A 20,236-nucleotide genomic window follows, 5' to 3' on the forward strand; every position below is an offset into this window, starting at 1 on the left:
ACAAGATAGAAAATACAAGTGTAAATGCGGATTTGAAAAACATCGTGATTTAGTCGGTGCTATGAATATCAGATACGCACCTGTGATTGATGGTACCAGTCAATCAGCATAGGGAACTATATGTTCTGCCCTATGAGGGGTGATGAGACACCCCGATCTTGAGGGCTGTTCAAAACAGAAATGGACTGCGAACGCTTAGTCACTCAAGAATCCCACCCGTTACACCGTAAGGTGCAGGGCTTGCGGCTTTAGCCGTGGGAGTCTCAAAGATCCCTACAAATAACTTGCTTATGTTAAAATCAGATTAAAATATAATTTATTTTCACTTCCAATTAAAAAAATGTATGTTGAACAGTATCTATCAACAGTATTAAAGGCGATGATATTATCAAATGACAAATAGTAAGACAAAACTATATGAAGTTGATTTATACAAACCCATTCAAAAACACTTTATTAAAGAAGGATATGAAGTTTATGGGGAAGTAAACGATTGTGATGTTACGGCAATTAAAGATGACGAGCTTATAATCGTTGAATTAAAGCTTAGATTAAATGTCGATCTTCTTATCCAAGCGACCAAAAGGCAACGTTTAAGCAATCAAGTTTATATTGCAATACCCAAGCCTAATTACAGCCTTTTTTCAAAGAAATGGAGAGATATTTGCCATTTAATCAGAAGGCTGGAATTGGGCCTAATACTCGTGTCTTTTTTAAAAAGTTCTACAAAAATGGAGGTTGTCATCTCCCCCGCTCCTTTTGATCGAAAAAAAAGCATGCAACAGAATAAGAAAAAAAGGCAGAAAATCCTGAAAGAGATAGAAGGAAGACATGGGGACCAAAATGTGGGTGGCAGCAGTAAAACAAAAATTATGACAGCCTATAAAGAAACCTGCATACAGATCGCCAGCTATCTAGATCAGTATGGACCACTGACTCCTAAAGCATTGCGCCAGATGGGAACAGGAGAGAAAACATTATCGATTTTAAATAAAAATTATTACGGCTGGTTTGAAAGGATACATAGAGGAACTTATGTCATTAGTGAGAAAGGGAAGGTGGAATTAAAGGAATATCCGGAGATTATTGAATATTTCAGCACTGCTTCTGAAAATGAGAGGAAGAAAGATTAATTTATAAAATAATTCATACGAAGATCGTAAAAATAGGCTAAGATTTTATTAAACATCTATTATATTAAATACTCGCCACATTTTTTAATGTGGCGAGTATAAGTATCAAGCCTAGTCTAAGATTTCCATTTAAGATTTCCCGCTTTATAGAGTGCGATTTTTGCCTCGTTATATTCTTTGGTGTATTTATTAAAATGATTTTGCAGAACTTTAATTTCTTTCGTTTGTTTGTTCATTTGTTTTATTTGCTTATCATATTTTTCTAAATGGCTGTTCTTTTGAAGTAAAAGAGTATATAGATCTTGATTAGATTTAATTTCTTGCATAGATTTATTGTAAATTTTATTATATGTTTTGTAGCGGTTGTTCATGATTTCTGCTACTTTTTCTGCTTTTTGTTGAAGATCCTTATCTTCGATTTTCTTAATTAGTGTATTAATCTGGCTTACCTCTTTATACGATTGCTGGAAGGAACGCTTTTCTTTTTTAAGAAGCAATTTACGCTTTCCCACTAAATTAGTAGCCTCTTCCAACATCCCATCCATCTTCTTATTATTTACTGTAACTGAAAGAATGTTCGTATAAATTTTTTGTTCTTTTTTTAATAAGTCTGCCAGTTCATTTTGTTGATTGACAAGATTTGATTCCATCTTTGCTGCTTTTTCAAGATGGAGATAGATGTTTGCAACATCTTTATTGGCTGATTGGCAGCCCGTAAGAACCATTACAATAGAAGTAATAATAGCAAAAGCTAGGATAGTTGCTTTTACCGTAATTGTTTTCCTCATGAGAACACGCCTTTCGAGAGGTTGTGTCCTGAAACGGCATTTATATAAGCATTTCACACAACAAAAAATAATTCAACTTAATATTTAACCTATTAATGACCATATGGACGACAGCGGTTTTCACATTTGAAATTATACGCATCCATACTTTCATCAAGGCTTTTCGTTACATAATGATTATCATTTAACCATTTTAAAAGCTTCGGTAAGTATTGGATAGTTTGAGCGCGGTCGTGCAATAATATTATCGGATGCTTCCCAGATGCTTCCATACGTAGAATTCCGTTTATTACATTAGAAACAAAGACATTACCGCTTGTGTTCCAATCTTGACTATCAATATGCCAATCCCACATTTGGAAGCCATGTGCTTCCATTACTTTTCGGTAAGAATCAAGCATATAAGGAATACTTCCATAAGGAGTTCGAATAAGTGTTGATTTGACACCGGTAACTTCCTCTAGTACCGCTTGATCTTCTTGCATTTCATGTAAAGGGCTTTCCTTTGTACGATAAAATTTACTAGCGTCATGTGTTACACCGTGAAGACCAACAGCATATCCTTCTTCAACCATTCGTTTAACGACCTCCGGGTGCTCTTTTATATGCGGAGCTAACATGAAGAAAGTCGCTTTTGCACCGAATTGATCTAATGTATCAAGGAGTTTAGGGGCATCAGCAGTTGGCCCATCATCAAATGTTAAATAAACGATTTTTTGATTTGATTCCTGTTGCTGTAATTCTTGTTCCTTTTGAACAATGGAATCAGCAAACGTAGAACCTTTCATCGATTGCTTTGGTTGAGGTACCCAATCTAATGTAGGAACCATTTCGGGAGGTCCTTGTTTTTCGACAGCTGCAGCTATGTTATCTCCAGATCCCCTAAAAGAAAATCCAACAACGAAAACTAAAACGACTGCAAGTAAAACTAATTCGTAAAATAATCTTTTTCTTCTCCGCTTTCTCCTGTTTGTCATCTCTAATCACCTTTATATTTTTCTACTAAACTAAGTATAAAGGTTTGGAAACAAAAAAGGGTAACAAAAAAGTAACAGCTTCAACATTTTTTTGTAAAAAACGACTTAATTCAGCAAAACACCTGATCACCAGGTTTGTCTCTTTTTGTTGGATGTAAGTTCCCCTATGATATAAGACTAATTTATTCACCAAACAGTACTATCGCACGAAATATTGTCATAACGGCATGAAATCTGGTTGGAACCGCACAAAATATAGTCCAAACCGCACGGCCCCCCTCCAAACTACACGAAAAAGGACTTTTTTCCTGTAACCAATATGAAATTACAATTTTCATATGAAGCACGATAATTGATCTATACTTCAAAATAAAGATGTTTGTGCAGGTTACATCCTGGATTAAAATCAGTCCCGCAATATGGACAACAAGAATTACACTGCAAATATTCATTAATTGTCAATTTGTTTCCACAGCCGCCACATAGAACACCCTTTTGGTCAAACTGATCTTTAGGCCAGACTTGTGGATTCCCACATCCGTGCTCCTCGTGACAAGTAAAGCAAGGAAAATATGTTTGGCAGCAATAAAATTTAATAGCTATCCGATCAATTTCTTTATGATAATGGGTGCACCTTGTTTCTGAATCTAGTACACTCCCTTTTACTTCATGGCCTTTTATAAGCATCATTTTTTACCTGCCTTTTAATCATTCAAACTATTTTTTTCTCAATAATATCAAACCACTAATTATGTATAAAAGAGATGCTACATAAAAAATGCTTCCAATTGTAATAAAATCAACCATGTATCCAGTTAATATGATGGCGATTGCTGCTCCTATCGATGTCCATATATGATACTTTCCAATTTCTACTCCTGCCGTCTCTTTTTTCACACTTCTTGCCAAAGCTGTTTTTTCAGTGTTTTTTTGAACTGCTCCCAATATCCCCATGATTACTTGTAGAATATAAACCTGCCAAACTTCTGTTACAAGTGGAAAGAATAAAAGTATCAAAGCCATTGACCAAGAATAAAGAATCAATAATGTTTTATCTCCAAGTTTATCAGAGAACCTTCCGATCAATGGATAAGCAAATGCTGAAGTCAATGCAAATAATCCATATGCCCATCCGAATTGCGAATAGCTATTACCAACGTTCTTTAACAATAATATATAAAAGGGAAATATCATACTGCTGGCCATACCGATGATACTTTGAAAATAAATAAAGCGCTGATAAGTCATTTCCCATACTCCTCATAAAATAAATTAACAAATCGTTCTTCTGGATCATACTTCCGTTTCATGTTGAAAAACTCATCTGTTCGTGGATATGCCATATGTAATTGTTCCTTCGATGGATAGGAATAATACGGCAAATAATAGCTTCCATTATACTTTAATGTCACATCAATAATTTTCCGTATCACTTTTTCTGTATGGCTAATTTCTTTTTTTGAACGTCCTTGATTGATAAGCAGCACCAGTGCAAACATATTATCCTTTGAATAAGACATAACTGCATGGTCATTCTTTGATACGTAACGAATCGTAATATTCAGGAGATTAATATCCTTTTCTTTTTCAAGAACGGAACGCAAATCATCAATGTATCTAGTAAACTCCTTAACAGGTACAAAATACTCTTGTAAAACTTCTGTTCTAGTTTCACTATCATATTCCATGAAAGCTGACTCGGAACGCATGACATTGTTTCGTGTTTCCATTTTATTATTCGTTTTTATCGTATAATCTTTTTGGAGATTCCAAAAAATATTTTTTCCCCAATCACTATATCTTGAAATACCTAGTAAAAATTTTGGGATAGCGACGATGTTATCATTCTTCAGCTTGTTATAATTTGAGATGTCAACCTGATTTGGAGCAAGTGTATAATTTGTTACATACATTTCCCGCAAAAATGAATCCGGTGCCACAGATATGCGTGCTAGATGCATTTTCACCTTTTCGTTACGAACTACATCTTTTTCAAAATAAGAAGTGTAATCCTGATAATCTATTGCCTTTGACTGGGTAATATACAACTGATCGTCTGTTAATTCTATTGTTACATCTAAAATGATACCGAATAATCCATATCCTCCGATGACATAGGGAAATAACTCTTCGTTTTCGGTTCTGCTAACATTAATAATTTCACCTTTCGGATTCAATAGTCTGAACGACTGTATTGTATCAATTAAGGCATCATTACGAATATCTCTGCCGTGAACATTGACACTTAATGAACCTCCGACAGTGAATATATTTTGAGATTGCATCACCTTAACCGCTAACCCATATGGATTGATATAACGCTGGATATCATTCCAAGTAGCTCCGCTTTGGACCGTAATTGTTTTATGTTTTTTATCAAAGTTCAATATTTTATTATACTTCTTCATATCAATCATGATGGCATTTGGATAAAGGGTTTGACCGCCTTGACTATGCTGCATACCGGCAATCGAAAGTTTATCATTTGTTTTGTTCGCATTTTTTACAATTTGTTGAAGTTCTTCTTCACCATTAGCCGCTTTAACACTTTTAATAGAGACAGGTAGTAAATGTCCTTTATCCTCTATTATCGGATGAGAAAGTTTCTTATCATATGCAAATAGCGAAAATCCAAATATTATTCCATAAGCAATTAATATAAGGAGTACATATTTTTTTTTCAAAAATTCAACTCCTAACCAAAATTAACTATAAATCGTTTTAAAATAATATTAAATGATTTGGAACTATATGTTAATACAGAATTTAAAAAATCATTTCTACTTGATATCCACTTCACAAACAAAAGACCTTCATCAAGAAGGTCTTTTAATTACAACATTTTTCTAAAACATACTTAAAGAATACTTTTCCGACAACAATCTCATTAGCTTCATCCCTGCCACACTATTTCCTTTGTCGTCTAGGGCGGGACCGAACACTCCAATACCAAATCGGCCGGGAACAGCCCCCATTATCCCTCCGGAAACACCACTTTTTGCAGGTATACCAACCTTAATCGCAAACTCGCCTGATGCATTATACATGCCACATGTAACCATAAAGGTTTTACAAATACGTGCAATATGGGTAGGAATTAATTGTTCTTTAGATATGGGATCTTTGCCGTCAAAGGAAAAAACACATCCGATTCTTGCCAAATCTAAGCAATTCAACTCGATGGAGCATTGTTTAGTATACAAATCCATTAATTCTTCCACATCTTCTTTTATCAAACCGTGCTGTTTTAGAAAATAGCATAAAGATCTGTTTAAATCAGCTGTTTCAAATTCTGATTCAGCCACTTCTTTGTTATAGCCAATGGATGAATTCGCTGTTAGTTTTTGAACAAGTGTTAATAATCGTGAGAACCGTTCCTCTACACTATTTCCTTTAATCATATGGGTAACAGCTAGAGCACCGGCGTTGATCATTGGATTCAAAGGTCTAGAAGGTATGCTAGTTTCTAGCTTCGCAATGGAGTTAAAAGGATCCCCTGTTGGTTCCTGGCCTACCCGTTCAAAAACATATTCTTCTCCTCTATCCATTAAAGCTAGGGCAAGTGTTAATACTTTCGATATACTTTGAAGGGTAAAACTTTCACTAATGTCCCCAGCTGAAAAATAATTTCCATCTGGATTATAAATGGCAATGGATAAACTATTTCTATTTGCTCGCTTGAGAGCTGGTATGTAATCGGCCACTTTACCTTTACTTGTAAAATGTTTCGCTTCGTCTACTAATATTTGTAATTCATTTTCAGAACGACATTGCAAAATTAACCACCTCAGTTAAAGTGTATTTTTCATTAATTAAGAAAAAATACTCAACGTTTCAGAAATCGAGTTTATTTTTTCCAAGACTTTGTTAATAATGATTGTTTATAAAATCTCCTGCAGGGTATGCTTTATGGGATTTCTTTAAGTTGTAAAACTAGCTCAGCACATATCCTGCAATTTTTAAAAACAACAATATTGTTTAACATATTCTTTTTCAAAGGCTCTTTTCGTATAAATTGTTGTTTTTAGACTATAAACTTAGTCCGTTGATTTCCGCTCCAGACACTTGCTTTCCGCGGGGAGGGATGGGAGCCTCCTCGGCGTTACCGACTGCGGGGTCTCCCACTTCCCTCTTTTTCCCGCAGGAGTCAAGTGCCCTCCGCTACAATCAACTCAGATTGTTAATAGAATATCACTAAAATAGCAACAAACTTTACGAAAACAGCCTTTTCAAAAATCATTTTAACATATTGTTTTGGTTAAATTAACTGTGAGTGGTTATAAGCTTTGAACGTCGAATTAGCTGGACACAAAGGATTTTATTAAGCCTAACAATCTGGTTAAATTTTAAACACTTATTAAATCCTATATATCTCATCCATTGTTACAAAATACAATGAAGCTTCATGGATTTTAACCTTTGTGATTTGTTCCCAAACCTCTTTATAAAAGCTAATTTGGTGTTCATAATGTAATGCTAAGGTAGCTAAAGTCTCCTTATCCTTTATTCTGTCAGTCTTGTAATCGATGATATACCATTTTCCGTCATATTGATAAGCTAAATCTATAACTCCTTTAATTAGAAAAGATTGATTGTTATCTTTGTTGTTTCTTATTTTTTGATAGAGTAAATTTTCAGGTCCAATCTTCATAGTGAATGGTGCTTCTGTTAACACATTTTCAGCCTGAATAATCTGTGTCCATATCGTAGTTTGTTGAAACTGACTAATGACTTGAAGAACTTCATACTTTCTTTCCAGAGGGATTCGATGTTTTTCAAGTATTGCATCTAAATGATTTTCTACGTGTATACCTTTCACTAGCTTTTCAAATACTTCATGGATCATCGTTCCCCAAGCTTTTCCGCCACCTTCTTCACGTTCTATATATAAAGTATAAGCATTTTGATTACTGTCAGTAGGACTAAAAGTATTAAAAGAATGGTTTACATGTCTGAATACCCATTTTTCATTTTCGATCACTTCATAATAATTATTTTCAAGTATTAACCCAGAACCTTTATTAATCGGCTCTTTTTCATCTTTAACTACTACGTCAACTATTTCAGGCTTCAAAATATCGACTAGTTCTTGCCAAGGATTTTTCTTATTGTTACTTTCACATGTACTAATAATTAATGCTTTCTCAGCACGTGTGGCTGCCACATACAAAATTCTTGCTTCTTCCTCCATTAAATATAGGTATTCTTCTTCCTGATATGATTCCCATGATGGAGGCTGCGCGATGGTTTTCGTACTATAACCATTTGGCTTTGTAAAAATAAAATATCCATTTGCTCCCGTATTGGTTCGTTTAATGTGATATGAGATTCGATCCCTCATATTTACTTTTTTACATGGATTTGCGAGAAAAACGATCTCAGCTTCTAAACCTTTCGCCTTATGAACATTCATTACCCTTACTGAATTTTCATCACCATCCATATTGATTACCGACGTACTGGAAAAAATATATTCTTTTAATTTTTCTGCAGCTTCTTTAAAAGTGATTTCCCCTCGAATCGAATCAAACAATTGCATGAGAGTTTGGTATTCTTTTATCCCATATCCATTCATCATTAATAATAAATAAAAACCGATATCCTCTATGATCTTTTCAATGGTAGCTGCCGGCGAAAAATCACGTTTCCATTGAATATAGACTCTTAGTTTTTCAAAAGCCTTAAATATAGGATTATTTGTTTGGACTGTTGAATCAAAATAGATATCAAACTCTCCACCATCCTGTTTCCATTCAAAAAGATGTTGATCACTTATTCCAAAAAAACTCCCTCTCAGTACAGCTAAAAGTTGAACTTGATCGAGTGGATCTTGAATAAACTCAATAAGATAACATAGCTCCTGAAATTCTTCTATTTCACTAAGTACTACATCGCCACTTAAAGAAGCTGGTATGTTCTCCTTTAATAATGCACGGTAATATACATCTAAGTTTTCATTGTATCTAGTCAGGACCATAAATTGATTTGCATTGTACCCTTTTTGAATCATCCCTTTTATCGTTAAAGCGATTTGTTCTGAATCATATTGTATGACTGCTTCTTTATTAGAGTATTTTTTTGGTACAAGTAATTGATGGATACCTGAAAAAACAGACCGGTCATCTTCAAAAAAAGAATGTAAAGGGTTAAAAGCAGCTTGATATTCTGTTTCTTGCTTAGGCAGTTGTTGTTGAAACACCCTATTTAACTGTGAAGTAACAGAATCAAGCGTCCTAAAGTTCATCGTTAATTCTAAAACTTCACCACCATGCACAACAATAAGCTCTTTTACTTTATTGTAAATATCAATATCTGCGCGGCGAAAACGATAGATTGCTTGTTTCGGATCACCAACTACAAACAGGGAACCTGGTTTTGGTTTGCATCTTGTCCAATCCTTTTCTTCAGAATCCTCACTCGTTAAAAAAAACATAATCTCTGCTTGAATCGGATCGGTATCTTGATATTCATCTATAAATAAACAGCAGTATTTCTGTTGAAAATAACTACGGACCTCTGAATTATCTCTTAACAGCTTGGCTGTTTTCATTAATAAATCTTGAAAATTCACATAGGATTGTTCTTTTTTTAGAATTTCATAATATTCCATGACTTCTTTCATCAGTGGAACGGTAAAACCGTGTACATATTCGTACCATTCCAGTAAAAGTGGTTTTACACTGGTAACAAAGAAATCAGATATTTTTTCAAAATGATATTTCGCATCCTCCTTGGATACCCATAGTTTTTGTGTGATTGAAAGTTTTTTATTGAAGAGCTCAAAAATATCAATCTTAATATGATCATTCAAGGTATTTTCAAACTTATTTTTCCGTAATGCCTTCAAGATAGCATCCTGTAATGGATCATATTTCCCTTCAATAGGTTCAACTGGAATCGCATGATTTGCTTCTCTTAGAAGGTGCAAAAAAGTTTGAAAAACAGGATTAAGATTAGGTTTTGACTTTAAATCGTACATCCATTCAACATCAGGATAGGTTTTCATGTTTAAAAAGCTTTTTCTTAAATCTGAAAGTGGTACACCTAGATTGGTTAGTTCTTGTAATTTGATTGGATCATTGGAAATGAGATCTTCAAAATAAGTATCCCATGAAGCTTCCGCTAACTTTGAATCAATATCATCCTCTATTTCCTTGAACTCAAGGTCAAGTCCTGCTTCAATCGGTCTTTCACGTAAAAGACGAGCACAAAATGAGTGAACAGTTCCTAGATAACATTGATCAATATTCTTTAGCGCCTGATTTAAATTAGTTTTGCGGCTTTCATTACTTTCTGCTCTCCACTCCCTTTCCAGCTTTAATTGAAATCTCATTTTCAATTCCTCAGCAGCTTTTCTAGTAAAGGTAATAGCAGCTATTTCATTGATTTTGTAAGTTCCAGTTCGAACAATACTCACCATTCGATTGACAAGACTAGTTGTTTTCCCTGATCCCGCACCAGCTTCTACTAAAAATGTTTGCTGAAGATCCTGTTCAATCTTATCACGGTGATGCTGATCAACAATGGCTCTACTCATATGCACGCACCCCTATCCAGCGTTGTAAACCTATTGCTTTATTGTCCAAGCCCTTCCCTTCATACATCTCTTTCGTATAGGTACTTCTTTTACAAACGTGCTTATAATCACAGTACGTACAATCTGTTTGTGTGGAATCAGTCATAGTGAAATGTCCAAATTTCAAGACATCTAATAATCTTTCTAAGATATCCCTTCCATTTTCTCTAGTTACAAAGTCTTGTAATCTTTCTCGCCTTTCCCCTGTTCCTCTTATCGTCGGAAACAGATATGAACTCGTTTTTACTTGTCCTTCAGTTAGCTGCAGATTACTTTCTAGAGCTTTAGCATAAAGATAATGCTGTAATTGCCTGCCGCCATTAAAATATTTTTTCAGACTATATTTCCCTGCTCTTCCTGTTTTATAGTCAACTATGGAGTAAACTGAATCATTGTTTTTATCTACCCTGTCTATTTTGCCAGATAAATAAAACGAGTCACCGCCCGATAGAGAGATGATTGCTGGAGGTTTTTCCCCTATTCCAAATGAATATTCAAAATAAATAGGATTACTATTTTCAGCGTATTCCTCTTCACTTTTTAAAAAGACTCTACTAGATTGTAAGATTTCATTCACTTCTTGTTCAAACACAGTATTACTTGGCGGAAGTATTTTCTCCTTCCATGAATTTATCCTATCCTTTGTAATTTCCAAAAGCAGTCTTTCATGTTTTTCATATGATGGCATTTCTTTTTCTTTCTGAATTGTTCGATAAAACTGTTCGTAAATTTCATGAAGCAATATTCCCCTAGATCTTGCATCCAACCAAACATTTGGTTCATAAACTGTTTCTTCTTGGGGACTAATTTTCAAAACATCCTCGAGGAAATATTTATATGGGCAGGCAGCCAGCTTTTCCAGCTTTCCACTAGACATCCGAATTTCACTATTTTTTCTTGGGTCTAGTATGTTTTCATCCACTTGTATTTTTCCATCAAATTCAGTAAATCGTACACTTTGCCTTGCTTGTTTTGCCTGAATTCCATCAACGATTTGTGCAAATTCATTCAACAAATCCGTATCTTGAAGATTTCCTATCTCATTCAATTTTATATACCACCATTCCTTACGATTATTGAAATCCAGTGGAAAAGATGTTTTCTTAAATTTCTTGTTAATCGTATCGAAATCAGCATTCCTATCCCCCGATTGATATCGATAGCATTTTAGGAAAAAGTAAGAGGGCTGATTTAACCGATTTTCATTTTGATCAAAAATCGAATAGCTTATTGTTGGATATCCATTTGTACATGCGAACAGCTGCAATAAGTGAAACATACTTTCTTTCATTTTTTCTGTTAGTAATGGTAGATTCGGATCCAGTAACTTCCTCTCTTGATCTAAAAGCAATGGGTCCTCTAACATTTTCCCAGGAAAACGATGATGATCAAATCCAATAAAAAATATGTGTGGACGATCAATAAACATTCCCTGACGGTAAGAAGTAAAGTGGATAGCGCCAGGCTTTGGTCCAGAAGCACCAATATTTATATTTAAAAGGAGATCCTCTAATAGCATAATGGCGTTATTCAAAGGGAATGTTTCAGTTATATATGGATTAATAGAATCCAATTGATTCAATATTTCGTTTTTAGCTGTTTCATCTAGTGGAGATTGAATCTTTGTAAAGTTTGCAAGAATATAATGGAATAGTTCTATTAATGATTTTATCTCGATATTCCTTTCGTTATTAGGCACAAAATGAAAAAGCTGTTTAAACCATTTTTGAAGCCATATATAATTGTCAAGCTGATTTTGAAAGTACTCCCGTTTTTCATCAATACTATTGGTTACCGTATCTATCAAGCGATCAATTTGTTTTTGAAGCTGAAGGATATAGCGCTCCTTCCCCCAACCGATCCCTGCCTCTTTCAACATCATAGAGATAGTTGATATCTGTATAGAGTCTTTTCCAAAATCAATCATTTCTTCTTGAAGGATTGTAAGGAAGGATGTGACATTAAATTGATTTTTTAACCAATTAATAATACCGGCTGCTAGTTTTCCAGGTCTTGAGATCGTTATAGGTAAACCTTCACCAAAAGTAACAGGGATCCTTAATTTTTCTATTATTTGATACATCATCATTCTGTATGGCTCACTTGTACTATAAAAAATAGCACATGAATCAAATGAAGATCCCTTTTGCTTTATCCTCCGTAATACCTCATTTAATTCATTTTCTTCTGTATTACTCGCAAAAAGTTGAAGCTCTTTTCCTTTTACTGCGTTGATATTTTCATCAAATAAATAACTAAAATCAGTGGGCTCACCCTTCGCATCTCGAATAAAAGGGTATCTTGATGGAAAATCAATTCCGAATACCGGGGCAATAGGTAGAATATATGCTTTTTTCTGCAATAATACACTAACAAGCTGCTCTTCTATTGTGTAGAAAGAAAGATTAGGTTGAAATATGTACATTGTATTTGGTAATCCGTCTTTATCAGCAAGTTCTAGCGCTTTTTTTAAAACATATGTATTATCACATAAATTTTTTTCTTCTAGCACGCTTTCGTATGCACATAAAATTTTTTTAATATCATTTGCTTTTTCTTTTGAGGAAAATAGGTGTAATGGAATATTGTCACTTGTAAACCCTGACAATCTTAAATTTTGAACTGTCTGATACATTGCACGATTGATTCCTGGAGAAATTGCTAATTGTTGAAGATAGTGAAGATTTTTCTTTTCTTTCAATGCATTTATTATTGAACTCATAAGAAAGGAACCAATAGGAGCTGTTATTCGCTTATTCGTAATACAGGAATGGTGATCGATAATGGAAGCAGCAGTATCCATTATTGTCATGATTTTAATATTTATGGCACTATAGCCTGCGTTCACAAATGCTTGTAGAATTTGCTCACCGGTTCGGTAGCTATCTACAATCAGTTGTTTTTCAGAAAATGGATGGCTTGTACAAATTTCTTGTAATTTTTTGATAAGGGATTTCATCAATAACGCCTCCTTTACATGTATAAATTGTAACATTTTTCTGAAGATTCATTGTACTTATTTTAACATAAATAAAAAGGTGTACCAAAAAACGTACACCTTTACCTTTTAATAAAAAATTCATCGATGATTAATCTCATTAAATACGTCATCGAGGCTGTGCAGTCCTTTTATTTCTCCTTCGTCTGATTGTATGGTCCACACTTTCTCTTTTAATGCAAGTTCTCCGCTGTCATCCTTAACATAAGGCATATCAAGCATAAATATCTTCCCATTTTTTCTCACTGTGTAACCGAGATAGTAGTCTTTCCCAGCACCTTCCTCCTCATAGATACCGATATCCTCTAGCTGATATTTATCCATTATATCCTTCAATTGGCCATTCATTTGATCTATCAAAGTTTCTCTTTTTATGTAATCCATTTTCTATACCTCATATCTTTTTTCTTTATTATGTGCATTATGAGGAAGACTATGTTAAAAAACTGCTTAGATACAAAAACAACGAGACCCACATATAAAACAACGGGGCCTCGAAATAGAGTTTCAGATTATAAAATTTTAGACAAGTTTCACTTCTACCCAGGTTCTAACACTATTAATGAACCAAATTCTCTTACATATTTTTAAGTCTTGTACAGTAAGGATTCGTTCCTTAATGACTCCTGTTTGAATAAGTTCTTCACGAAAAGTACCTGCTAATAAACCTGAGGTTATTGGAGGTGTATATAGAGCCTCCTCGATCTCCACTACAATATTCCCATTTGTAAACTCAGTTACCTCCCCATCTTGATTCCATAAAATCACATCGAATACTTTAATGCTGTCGGTTTTTTGAGTATCATAAACTTTCCGATTCGTTGTTTTATGATACAAATATGGATCATTTTTATCGATAGGGGTGCTGGATAGCTTTACATCTAATGAATCTTCAAATGATATGATCGGTTGTCCTGATACGGTAAATTTCCCATTCTTTTCTACTAATAAACGAACCTTTAACAATGACTGATTATTTTTTTGGGCAAATTCAGCCAACTTAGTCTTTATTTCATCCATTCTCAAACGATAATTAAAGTATTTCGCTGCTTGTTGTAAACGATGAAGATGGCGATCTAATAAAAAATATTGGCCATTTTCCAGTTTGATACTTTCTAATAGCTCAAAATTTGGTCGTTCTTCAGTTAATAAAGATGCTTTCGTAAGAATTTCATTGAATTCATCTTGTGTAGTAGAATCCCAAGTAATTCCTCCTCCAACACCATAAACAGCATTTTGAGTTTGGCGATCAATGATAACCGTACGAATGGGAACATTAAAAACTGATTCACCCCTAGGACTTATATAGCCGATGGCTCCACAATAAACTTCACGAGGCGAATCCTCGAGCTCTTCAATTAATTTCATCGTACTGATTTTTGGGGCACCAGTAATAGAGCCACAAGGAAATAAAGAAGAAAATATATCGACAATTCCTATCTGTTCCTCAGTCTTCGCAGAAATCGTAGAAGTCATTTGTAAAACAGTTGGATATTGTTCAACATTGAAGAGTTCATCTACCTGCACCGTTCCAGGTATGGCAATCCCTCCTAAGTCATTTCGAAGTAAATCAACAATCATCAAATTCTCCGCCCGATTTTTTTCTGAATGATATAACCATGAGGATTTTTCTTCATCTTCTTTCACAGTTTTCCCACGTTTCACTGTGCCTTTCATCGGTTTTGTAATGATTTTATCTCCATCCCAACGAAAAAATAATTCAGGGGATGCCGAAAGTATCTGATATTCCCCAACATTTAAATATGCACAATAATCGGAATCCTGCGCCGAGGCAAGCTGTTGATAAAAAGAAAAATCATCTCCTTCGAAATGAGCATGTAGTCGTGTCGTGTAATTTACTTGATAGGTATCACCGTTTTCAATCGCTTCTTTTATTTTAGTAATTCCATTATGATATTCTTCCCCTTGAATCGAAGGCTTCCATTCGGACACAGAAAAACTTCCAGGTTCTAGATCATTCTTAGCAACAGGTTCATTAAATATTCCAAACCACAGTAAGGGCATTTTCTCATCAGAATGGACATGAAAGGCTGAATCAAATGCAGGTGCCGCTTCATATGAAACATATCCAGCAGCAAATAGGCCTTTTGAAACCTGCTCTTGAACCTGTAATAGACTTGGAATTACATCTTCAATATGATTTGCTTCTATGACCTTTATTGGATCAGTGAAAAAGTGTGGTTTCTTTACACCATTTCGATCTGCAAATTCAAATAATAAACTGGGAATATTTTGAGTAAAGTCCTTAATCATCACTTGTCTTCCTTTTTTATTTTTTGATATTTTTTTGAAATGGCTTTGTTAAACAATATTGTAGTTTTTAATAAAATCTGCAGGGTATCTGTTCAGCTAGTTTTACTATGTAAAGAAAACGCTTCACGAATACCCTACAGATAATTTTATCAACAGGAGCCATTAACAAAGCCTTTGAAAAAATTACTTATCATCTGTAATCCATACTCCGTTAATATTGATTCAGGGTGGAATTGCAGACCTTCAATTTTATATTGTTTATGTCGAATTCCCATTATTTCACCGTCCGTACTTTTGGCGGTAATTTCAAGGCATGTTGGCAGCGAATTCTCTTCTACCACTAATGAATGATATCTTGTTACATGAAATAAACCCTTAATCCCATTAAATATCTTCTTTCCGTCATGTTTAATTAATGACGTTTTCCCATGCATCGGCCGTTTCGCTTTTATAATATTGCCCCCAAATGCTTGTCCAATAATTTGATGTCCAAGACATATACCCAATATTGGGATTTTCGAGTAAAAGTTTTCAACGATATCCAAGCAAATCCCTGCTTGACTAGGGTTTCCAGGTCCAGGAGATAGCAAAAGATATTGGGGATTTAGTTTTTCAATTTCTTGAATAGAAATTTGATCATTCCTTACAACCTTTACCTCTTCCCCTATTTGCCTTATATATTGAACTAAGTTATATGTAAATGAATCATAATTATCAATAACAAGTATCAAAAGAAATACCCCTAACCATAAAATTTTTCAGCTTAAACCGACTATTGCTGCTCTAGAATATAATATCACATGTCAAAGTACTTCATATTTACCAATATTATTAATGTATATTTTTCATTACTGTAAAAAAAATATATAATACATCAAAATTAAGAGGTGAATAAATGAAACACATAAAAGCAATGACGATAAAATTTGTTGCCAATCTAATCGTTTTATTCATTATTTTAGGAATGCTATTCGGTTTTTCTTTTACAAATATAGTGTTTATCTCGCTCGTACTTTCTGTAATTTCCTATCTTGTTGGTGATATTTGGGTATTACCAAAAACGAATAATACGGTCGCAACCATCTCAGACTTTGCGCTTTCTTTCATTGTCATTTGGTTTTTAACTGCGGCACTTACTTATGCTAATCTCACTTCGTTGTTTATTTCTTCTGTCGTTTCAGCTGGAGGAGTTTCAATCGTTGAATTTTTCTTTCATAAATATATTTCAACTTATACGTTTAAGCATGAGTCCGAAGATTTCTTGCCGGGATATCGTAACTTCCCTTCATATCAAACGGAGGCCTCTGAAGATATTGCACCAGAAATCGAAAAAAACAAAGAAAATAAGGTTTAGGAAAATGATCATCCTAAACCTTTTCAATAAATATTAAATTTTCTTCGCTTTAATAATTACCGCTTCTCCTATAAACGAAATGATTGAATGATCATTAGTAACGATTTGAAATTTATTCTTTATATCTGGTGATGCTTCAAGCATGAATTTTGTTAATGCTATCTTTTCATTTTCTTCTAATTTCATACGATTACACCAGTTTTCGAATTTGAAAGTTTTTTCAAATCTATACATTTCTTCAATTACAAAACCCTTGCGTTCTAACATGTTAATCCATTCAGTTTTTTTCCAAGCTCTATAATGACTATAGTCTCTCATTTTTTCAATTGTATTATAAAATTGATCCTGAGCACTATCTTCTGGAGACACATTATCATCTAGTAAGAAATATCCACCTTTTTTTAATACTCGGTTAGCCTCTTCCACGAATTTTTCAACATTGGGAAAATGATGCGGGGCAATACGACATGTAACAAGATCAAATGTTTCATTATCAAATGGAAGATCTTCCGCATCCCCTGCCATGAAATTTACATTTTCGTAACCATTCCCTTTAATGAAGCTTTCTGCTGCTTGAAGCATCTCATGAGTTAAATCAAGGGCGGTTACCCAACTTACCCTTGGAGCAAATGCATTTGCCGTATGCCCGCCACCTGTCGCAATATCTAACATTTTTTCATGTCCCGAAAGATTTGCGATGTCAATCATTTTTTGTAAATCCTTCCCTTTTTTATGGATATCGCTAACTACATATGAATCCGCACTTCGACCAAATTGTTTCTGAACATCCTTTTTTATATCCATACCCTTACCCCCAATCAATTATTTGTAAATTAAACATAATCTAAATTTTACGATAAGAAAATGATAAGTTTTTTATAATTAAACATAATTAAAACTTATAAACATGTCGTTTTGTAATAAAAATAGAATTAAATACGAATAATAGTAGTAAAAGATTTCAAGGTGATTAGAGTGGGAATTTTAAATTCTTTTACAAATTGGAAAACAGTAAGATATGAAAAGCATTTAAATGTTATGGAAGGATTAGGGAAATGTCCAGATTGTCGCGGAAGGGGTTTTACAATTCCTGTTAGTGCTTATGCTGTACCATACGAGTGTCCAAGCTGCAATGGAAGTGGTCTGTTTACTGATTGGTCTAATAATTAGAAAAGTGCAAGCGCCTTGATCGGTCTCTGGCAAAAATGTTGTTGTTTTTTGAACTCGAGGGGCTAGACACTGGAACTGATATGAAAGAAAAGTAATATTTTCTTATCTTATGAAAAAAGACGCCTAATCCGTTCCGTAGGCGTCTTTTAAAAAACAAAGTTTTGTGGCGAAGTATTCGTATGACCACATTCATACGTTTAGCATGTATGCTAATCCTTCGACTTACACAAATAGCTCATCGCATTAATAACTATATCATGAAAATAGTCATGGAAGCAAGGACATATTACTTTTACCTATTTTTCAAAAAAGTTAAATGATTCTATTTTAAAATAATAAAAATATAAAGATAATTATTAATTTTTACTGTGTAACCGCTTTATAATTGTGTAATTTTATTTTTTATATTATATTTTAATAATAAATAGTTTTAATGTTATCGTTTGGGGGGATTATATGAAAAAAATAGGATTAGCTTGGCAAATATTAATTGGACTAGTCCTCGGAATTATTATTGGGGCTATTTTTTATGGAAATCCGAATATCGGTACTTATTTACAGCCTATCGGTGATATTTTCTTAAGATTAATTAAAATGATCGTTATCCCGATCGTCATTTCGAGTATTATCGTTGGAATTGCCAGTGTTGGCGATCCAAAACATTTAGGGAAGATTGGTGGAAAAACACTTCTATATTTTGAAATCGTTACAACGATCGCTATACTTGTCGGTCTCCTTGTTGCAAACGTATTCCATCCTGGTACAGGAGTAAATATGCATGAGCTTCATAAAGTGGATATTAATTCTTATGTCGGGACAGCAAAAGAAGTGGAAAGCCATGGATTTGCAGATACGATTGTCAACATTGTCCCAAAAAATATTTTTGAAGCTTTTGTCCATGGTGATATGCTAGCCATTATTTTCTTCTCTGTATTATTTGGATTAGGTGTTGCTGCAATCGGTGAAAAAGGAAAACCAGTTCTTGCTTTTTTCCAAGGTACAGCTGAAACGATGTTTTACGTTACTAATTTAGTTATGAAATTTGCGCCATTCGGAGTATTTGCATTAATTGGAGTTACCGTTTCTACTTTTGGGTTAGAATCGCTACTACCTTTAGGAAAGCTCGTTATTACAGTTTATTTAACGATGATTGGCTTTATCATTATTGTTTTAGGTGGAATTGCCAAGTTAGTTGGTGTAAATATTTTTCATTTACTTCGACTACTAAAGGATGAATTAATTCTTGGGTATTCTACTGCCAGCTCAGAAGCCGTTCTCCCTAGAATAATGGATAAAATGGAGAAATTCGGTTGCCCGAAAGCAATCACATCATTTGTTATTCCTACTGGCTATTCTTTTAATTTAGATGGATCCACCTTATATCAGGCAATAGCAGCCATATTTATCGCTCAAATGTATGGGATTCACCTATCATTTACTCAACAATTGACTTTAGTGCTTGTGCTAATGGTTACATCGAAAGGTATTGCAGGTGTGCCTGGAGTATCCTTTGTCGTCTTACTTGCAACATTAGGAACAGTCGGAATTCCGATAGAGGGACTCGCTTTTATCGCAGGAATTGACCGTATACTAGATATGGCAAGAACAGTTGTTAATGTTGTAGGAAATTCTCTAGGAGCTATTGTAATTTCAAAATGGGAAGGTCAGTTTAAGCAAAATAAAGACATTTTAAAAGAGTTGTAAATAATGGATCCCTACTCTGTAAAAATTTAAGATAAATAATTCCTTATTTCTCTAGTTACTGAGTAAATCTAATCTATATTTAATCATTTGGAGGTATATCACAAATAAGGTGATATGCCTTTTTATTTTAGTTAAATTTCTATTCAACCTCATTTGCTACTTTAACACTATAACAAATAACATTTAATGCAATAAATTATTTTTGTGAAAAATGGTGTTATTTTTTGTTAAACAAAAGGCTGTTTATAAAAGAAGGAGAAAT

General features: G+C 34.0%; 17 protein-coding genes. 5 read left to right on the top strand and 12 right to left on the bottom strand.

Annotation, left to right across the window (positions count from 1 at the left end):
- A partial coding sequence (locus ACQKP0_RS05055; protein WP_427405011.1) for a zinc ribbon domain-containing protein occupies positions 1-112 on the top strand: 112 nt, incomplete at its 5' end.
- 280 nt (positions 113-392) lie between these two features.
- Complete coding sequence (locus ACQKP0_RS05060; RefSeq protein ID WP_427404734.1) at positions 393-1,133, top strand: DUF2161 domain-containing phosphodiesterase; 741 nt, start codon at positions 393-395, stop codon at positions 1,131-1,133.
- Positions 1,134-1,249: 116 nt separating this feature from the next.
- On the opposite strand, the gene ACQKP0_RS05065 is transcribed toward ACQKP0_RS05060, so the two are convergent.
- The 11 genes from ACQKP0_RS05065 to ACQKP0_RS05115 all read right to left on the bottom strand — a co-directional run bounded on the left by ACQKP0_RS05065 (position 1,250) and on the right by ACQKP0_RS05115 (position 16,477).
- Positions 1,250-1,921: a YkyA family protein gene (locus tag ACQKP0_RS05065; protein ID WP_427404735.1), complete on the bottom strand. Its 672-nt coding sequence runs from the start codon at positions 1,919-1,921 to the stop codon at positions 1,250-1,252.
- A gap of 92 nt (positions 1,922-2,013) precedes the next feature.
- Positions 2,014-2,898 carry a polysaccharide deacetylase family protein gene (locus ACQKP0_RS05070; RefSeq protein WP_427404736.1) on the bottom strand — a complete coding sequence of 295 codons (885 nt, stop codon included), beginning with the start codon at positions 2,896-2,898 and terminating at the stop codon, positions 2,014-2,016.
- Between the two features lie 357 nt (positions 2,899-3,255).
- Complete coding sequence (locus ACQKP0_RS05075) at positions 3,256-3,585, bottom strand: CHY zinc finger protein (protein ID WP_427405012.1); 330 nt, start codon at positions 3,583-3,585, stop codon at positions 3,256-3,258.
- 30 nt (positions 3,586-3,615) lie between these two features.
- Entirely contained in the window at positions 3,616-4,146 is a 531-nt protein-coding gene (locus ACQKP0_RS05080) for an MFS transporter (RefSeq protein WP_427404737.1), read from the bottom strand.
- The gene (locus ACQKP0_RS05085; RefSeq protein WP_427404738.1) at positions 4,143-5,582 is read right to left on the bottom strand and encodes an FAD-binding oxidoreductase; all 1,440 of its coding nucleotides are present in this window, start codon (positions 5,580-5,582) and stop codon (positions 4,143-4,145) included. Before ACQKP0_RS05085 ends, ACQKP0_RS05080 begins: the two co-directional genes overlap by 4 nt.
- Before the next feature lie 162 nt (positions 5,583-5,744).
- Positions 5,745-6,674: a glutaminase A gene (gene glsA / locus ACQKP0_RS05090; RefSeq protein ID WP_427404739.1), complete on the bottom strand. Its 930-nt coding sequence runs from the start codon at positions 6,672-6,674 to the stop codon at positions 5,745-5,747.
- A 581-nt stretch (positions 6,675-7,255) separates the two neighbouring features.
- On the bottom strand, positions 7,256-10,435 hold the full coding sequence (locus ACQKP0_RS05095; protein ID WP_427404740.1) for a UvrD-helicase domain-containing protein: 3,180 nt from the start codon (positions 10,433-10,435) through the stop codon (positions 7,256-7,258).
- Positions 10,428-13,433 carry a PD-(D/E)XK nuclease family protein gene (locus ACQKP0_RS05100; RefSeq protein WP_427404741.1) on the bottom strand — a complete coding sequence of 1,002 codons (3,006 nt, stop codon included), beginning with the start codon at positions 13,431-13,433 and terminating at the stop codon, positions 10,428-10,430. The genes ACQKP0_RS05095 and ACQKP0_RS05100 overlap by 8 nt, the downstream gene beginning before the upstream one ends.
- Positions 13,434-13,553: 120 nt before the next feature.
- Positions 13,554-13,856 carry a DUF5634 family protein gene (locus ACQKP0_RS05105; protein WP_427404742.1) on the bottom strand — a complete coding sequence of 101 codons (303 nt, stop codon included), beginning with the start codon at positions 13,854-13,856 and terminating at the stop codon, positions 13,554-13,556.
- Between the two features lie 138 nt (positions 13,857-13,994).
- Complete coding sequence (gene pabB / locus ACQKP0_RS05110) at positions 13,995-15,746, bottom strand: aminodeoxychorismate synthase component I (protein ID WP_427404743.1); 1,752 nt, start codon at positions 15,744-15,746, stop codon at positions 13,995-13,997.
- Positions 15,747-15,895: 149 nt separating this feature from the next.
- Positions 15,896-16,477 (bottom strand): anthranilate synthase component II, encoded by a 582-nt coding sequence (locus ACQKP0_RS05115; RefSeq protein ID WP_427404744.1) that lies wholly within the window; start codon positions 16,475-16,477, stop codon positions 15,896-15,898.
- Positions 16,478-16,641: 164 nt separating this feature from the next.
- Here ACQKP0_RS05115 and ACQKP0_RS05120 point away from each other — a divergent pair, with 164 nt between their 5' ends.
- Positions 16,642-17,100: a YndM family protein gene (locus tag ACQKP0_RS05120; RefSeq protein ID WP_427404745.1), complete on the top strand. Its 459-nt coding sequence runs from the start codon at positions 16,642-16,644 to the stop codon at positions 17,098-17,100.
- A 33-nt stretch (positions 17,101-17,133) separates the two neighbouring features.
- On the opposite strand, the gene ACQKP0_RS05125 is transcribed toward ACQKP0_RS05120, so the two are convergent.
- On the bottom strand, positions 17,134-17,904 hold the full coding sequence (locus ACQKP0_RS05125) for a class I SAM-dependent methyltransferase (RefSeq protein WP_427404746.1): 771 nt from the start codon (positions 17,902-17,904) through the stop codon (positions 17,134-17,136).
- A 171-nt stretch (positions 17,905-18,075) separates the two neighbouring features.
- On the opposite strand from ACQKP0_RS05125, the gene ACQKP0_RS05130 reads away from it, so the two are divergent.
- Positions 18,076-18,270 (top strand): methionine aminopeptidase, encoded by a 195-nt coding sequence (locus ACQKP0_RS05130; protein ID WP_427404747.1) that lies wholly within the window; start codon positions 18,076-18,078, stop codon positions 18,268-18,270.
- A 456-nt stretch (positions 18,271-18,726) separates the two neighbouring features.
- Positions 18,727-19,974, top strand: a complete 1,248-nt coding sequence (locus tag ACQKP0_RS05135; RefSeq protein WP_427404748.1) for a cation:dicarboxylate symporter family transporter — start codon at positions 18,727-18,729, stop codon at positions 19,972-19,974.
- Positions 19,975-20,236 lie beyond the last annotated feature (262 nt).

It is taken from the genome of Heyndrickxia sp. NPDC080065, from assembly GCF_050281185.1.
Classification (GTDB): domain Bacteria; phylum Bacillota; class Bacilli; order Bacillales; family Bacillaceae_C; genus Heyndrickxia.

What these genes read in the sequence shown, in the direction of transcription:
- ACQKP0_RS05065 (WP_427404735.1), bottom strand. Translation starts at nt 1,921, where the DNA reads ATGAGGAAAACAATTACGGTAAAAGCAACTATCCTAGCTTTTGCTATT.
- ACQKP0_RS05095 (WP_427404740.1), bottom strand. Translation starts at nt 10,435, where the DNA reads ATGAGTAGAGCCATTGTTGATCAGCATCACCGTGATAAGATTGAACAG.
- ACQKP0_RS05070 (WP_427404736.1), bottom strand. Translation starts at nt 2,898, where the DNA reads ATGACAAACAGGAGAAAGCGGAGAAGAAAAAGATTATTTTACGAATTA.
- pabB (WP_427404743.1), bottom strand. Translation starts at nt 15,746, where the DNA reads ATGATTAAGGACTTTACTCAAAATATTCCCAGTTTATTATTTGAATTT.
- ACQKP0_RS05120 (WP_427404745.1), top strand. Translation starts at nt 16,642, where the DNA reads ATGAAACACATAAAAGCAATGACGATAAAATTTGTTGCCAATCTAATC.
- ACQKP0_RS05075 (WP_427405012.1), bottom strand. Translation starts at nt 3,585, where the DNA reads ATGCTTATAAAAGGCCATGAAGTAAAAGGGAGTGTACTAGATTCAGAA.
- ACQKP0_RS05125 (WP_427404746.1), bottom strand. Translation starts at nt 17,904, where the DNA reads ATGGATATAAAAAAGGATGTTCAGAAACAATTTGGTCGAAGTGCGGAT.
- ACQKP0_RS05135 (WP_427404748.1), top strand. Translation starts at nt 18,727, where the DNA reads ATGAAAAAAATAGGATTAGCTTGGCAAATATTAATTGGACTAGTCCTC.
- ACQKP0_RS05105 (WP_427404742.1), bottom strand. Translation starts at nt 13,856, where the DNA reads ATGGATTACATAAAAAGAGAAACTTTGATAGATCAAATGAATGGCCAA.
- ACQKP0_RS05060 (WP_427404734.1), top strand. Translation starts at nt 393, where the DNA reads ATGACAAATAGTAAGACAAAACTATATGAAGTTGATTTATACAAACCC.
- ACQKP0_RS05100 (WP_427404741.1), bottom strand. Translation starts at nt 13,433, where the DNA reads ATGAAATCCCTTATCAAAAAATTACAAGAAATTTGTACAAGCCATCCA.
- ACQKP0_RS05080 (WP_427404737.1), bottom strand. Translation starts at nt 4,146, where the DNA reads ATGACTTATCAGCGCTTTATTTATTTTCAAAGTATCATCGGTATGGCC.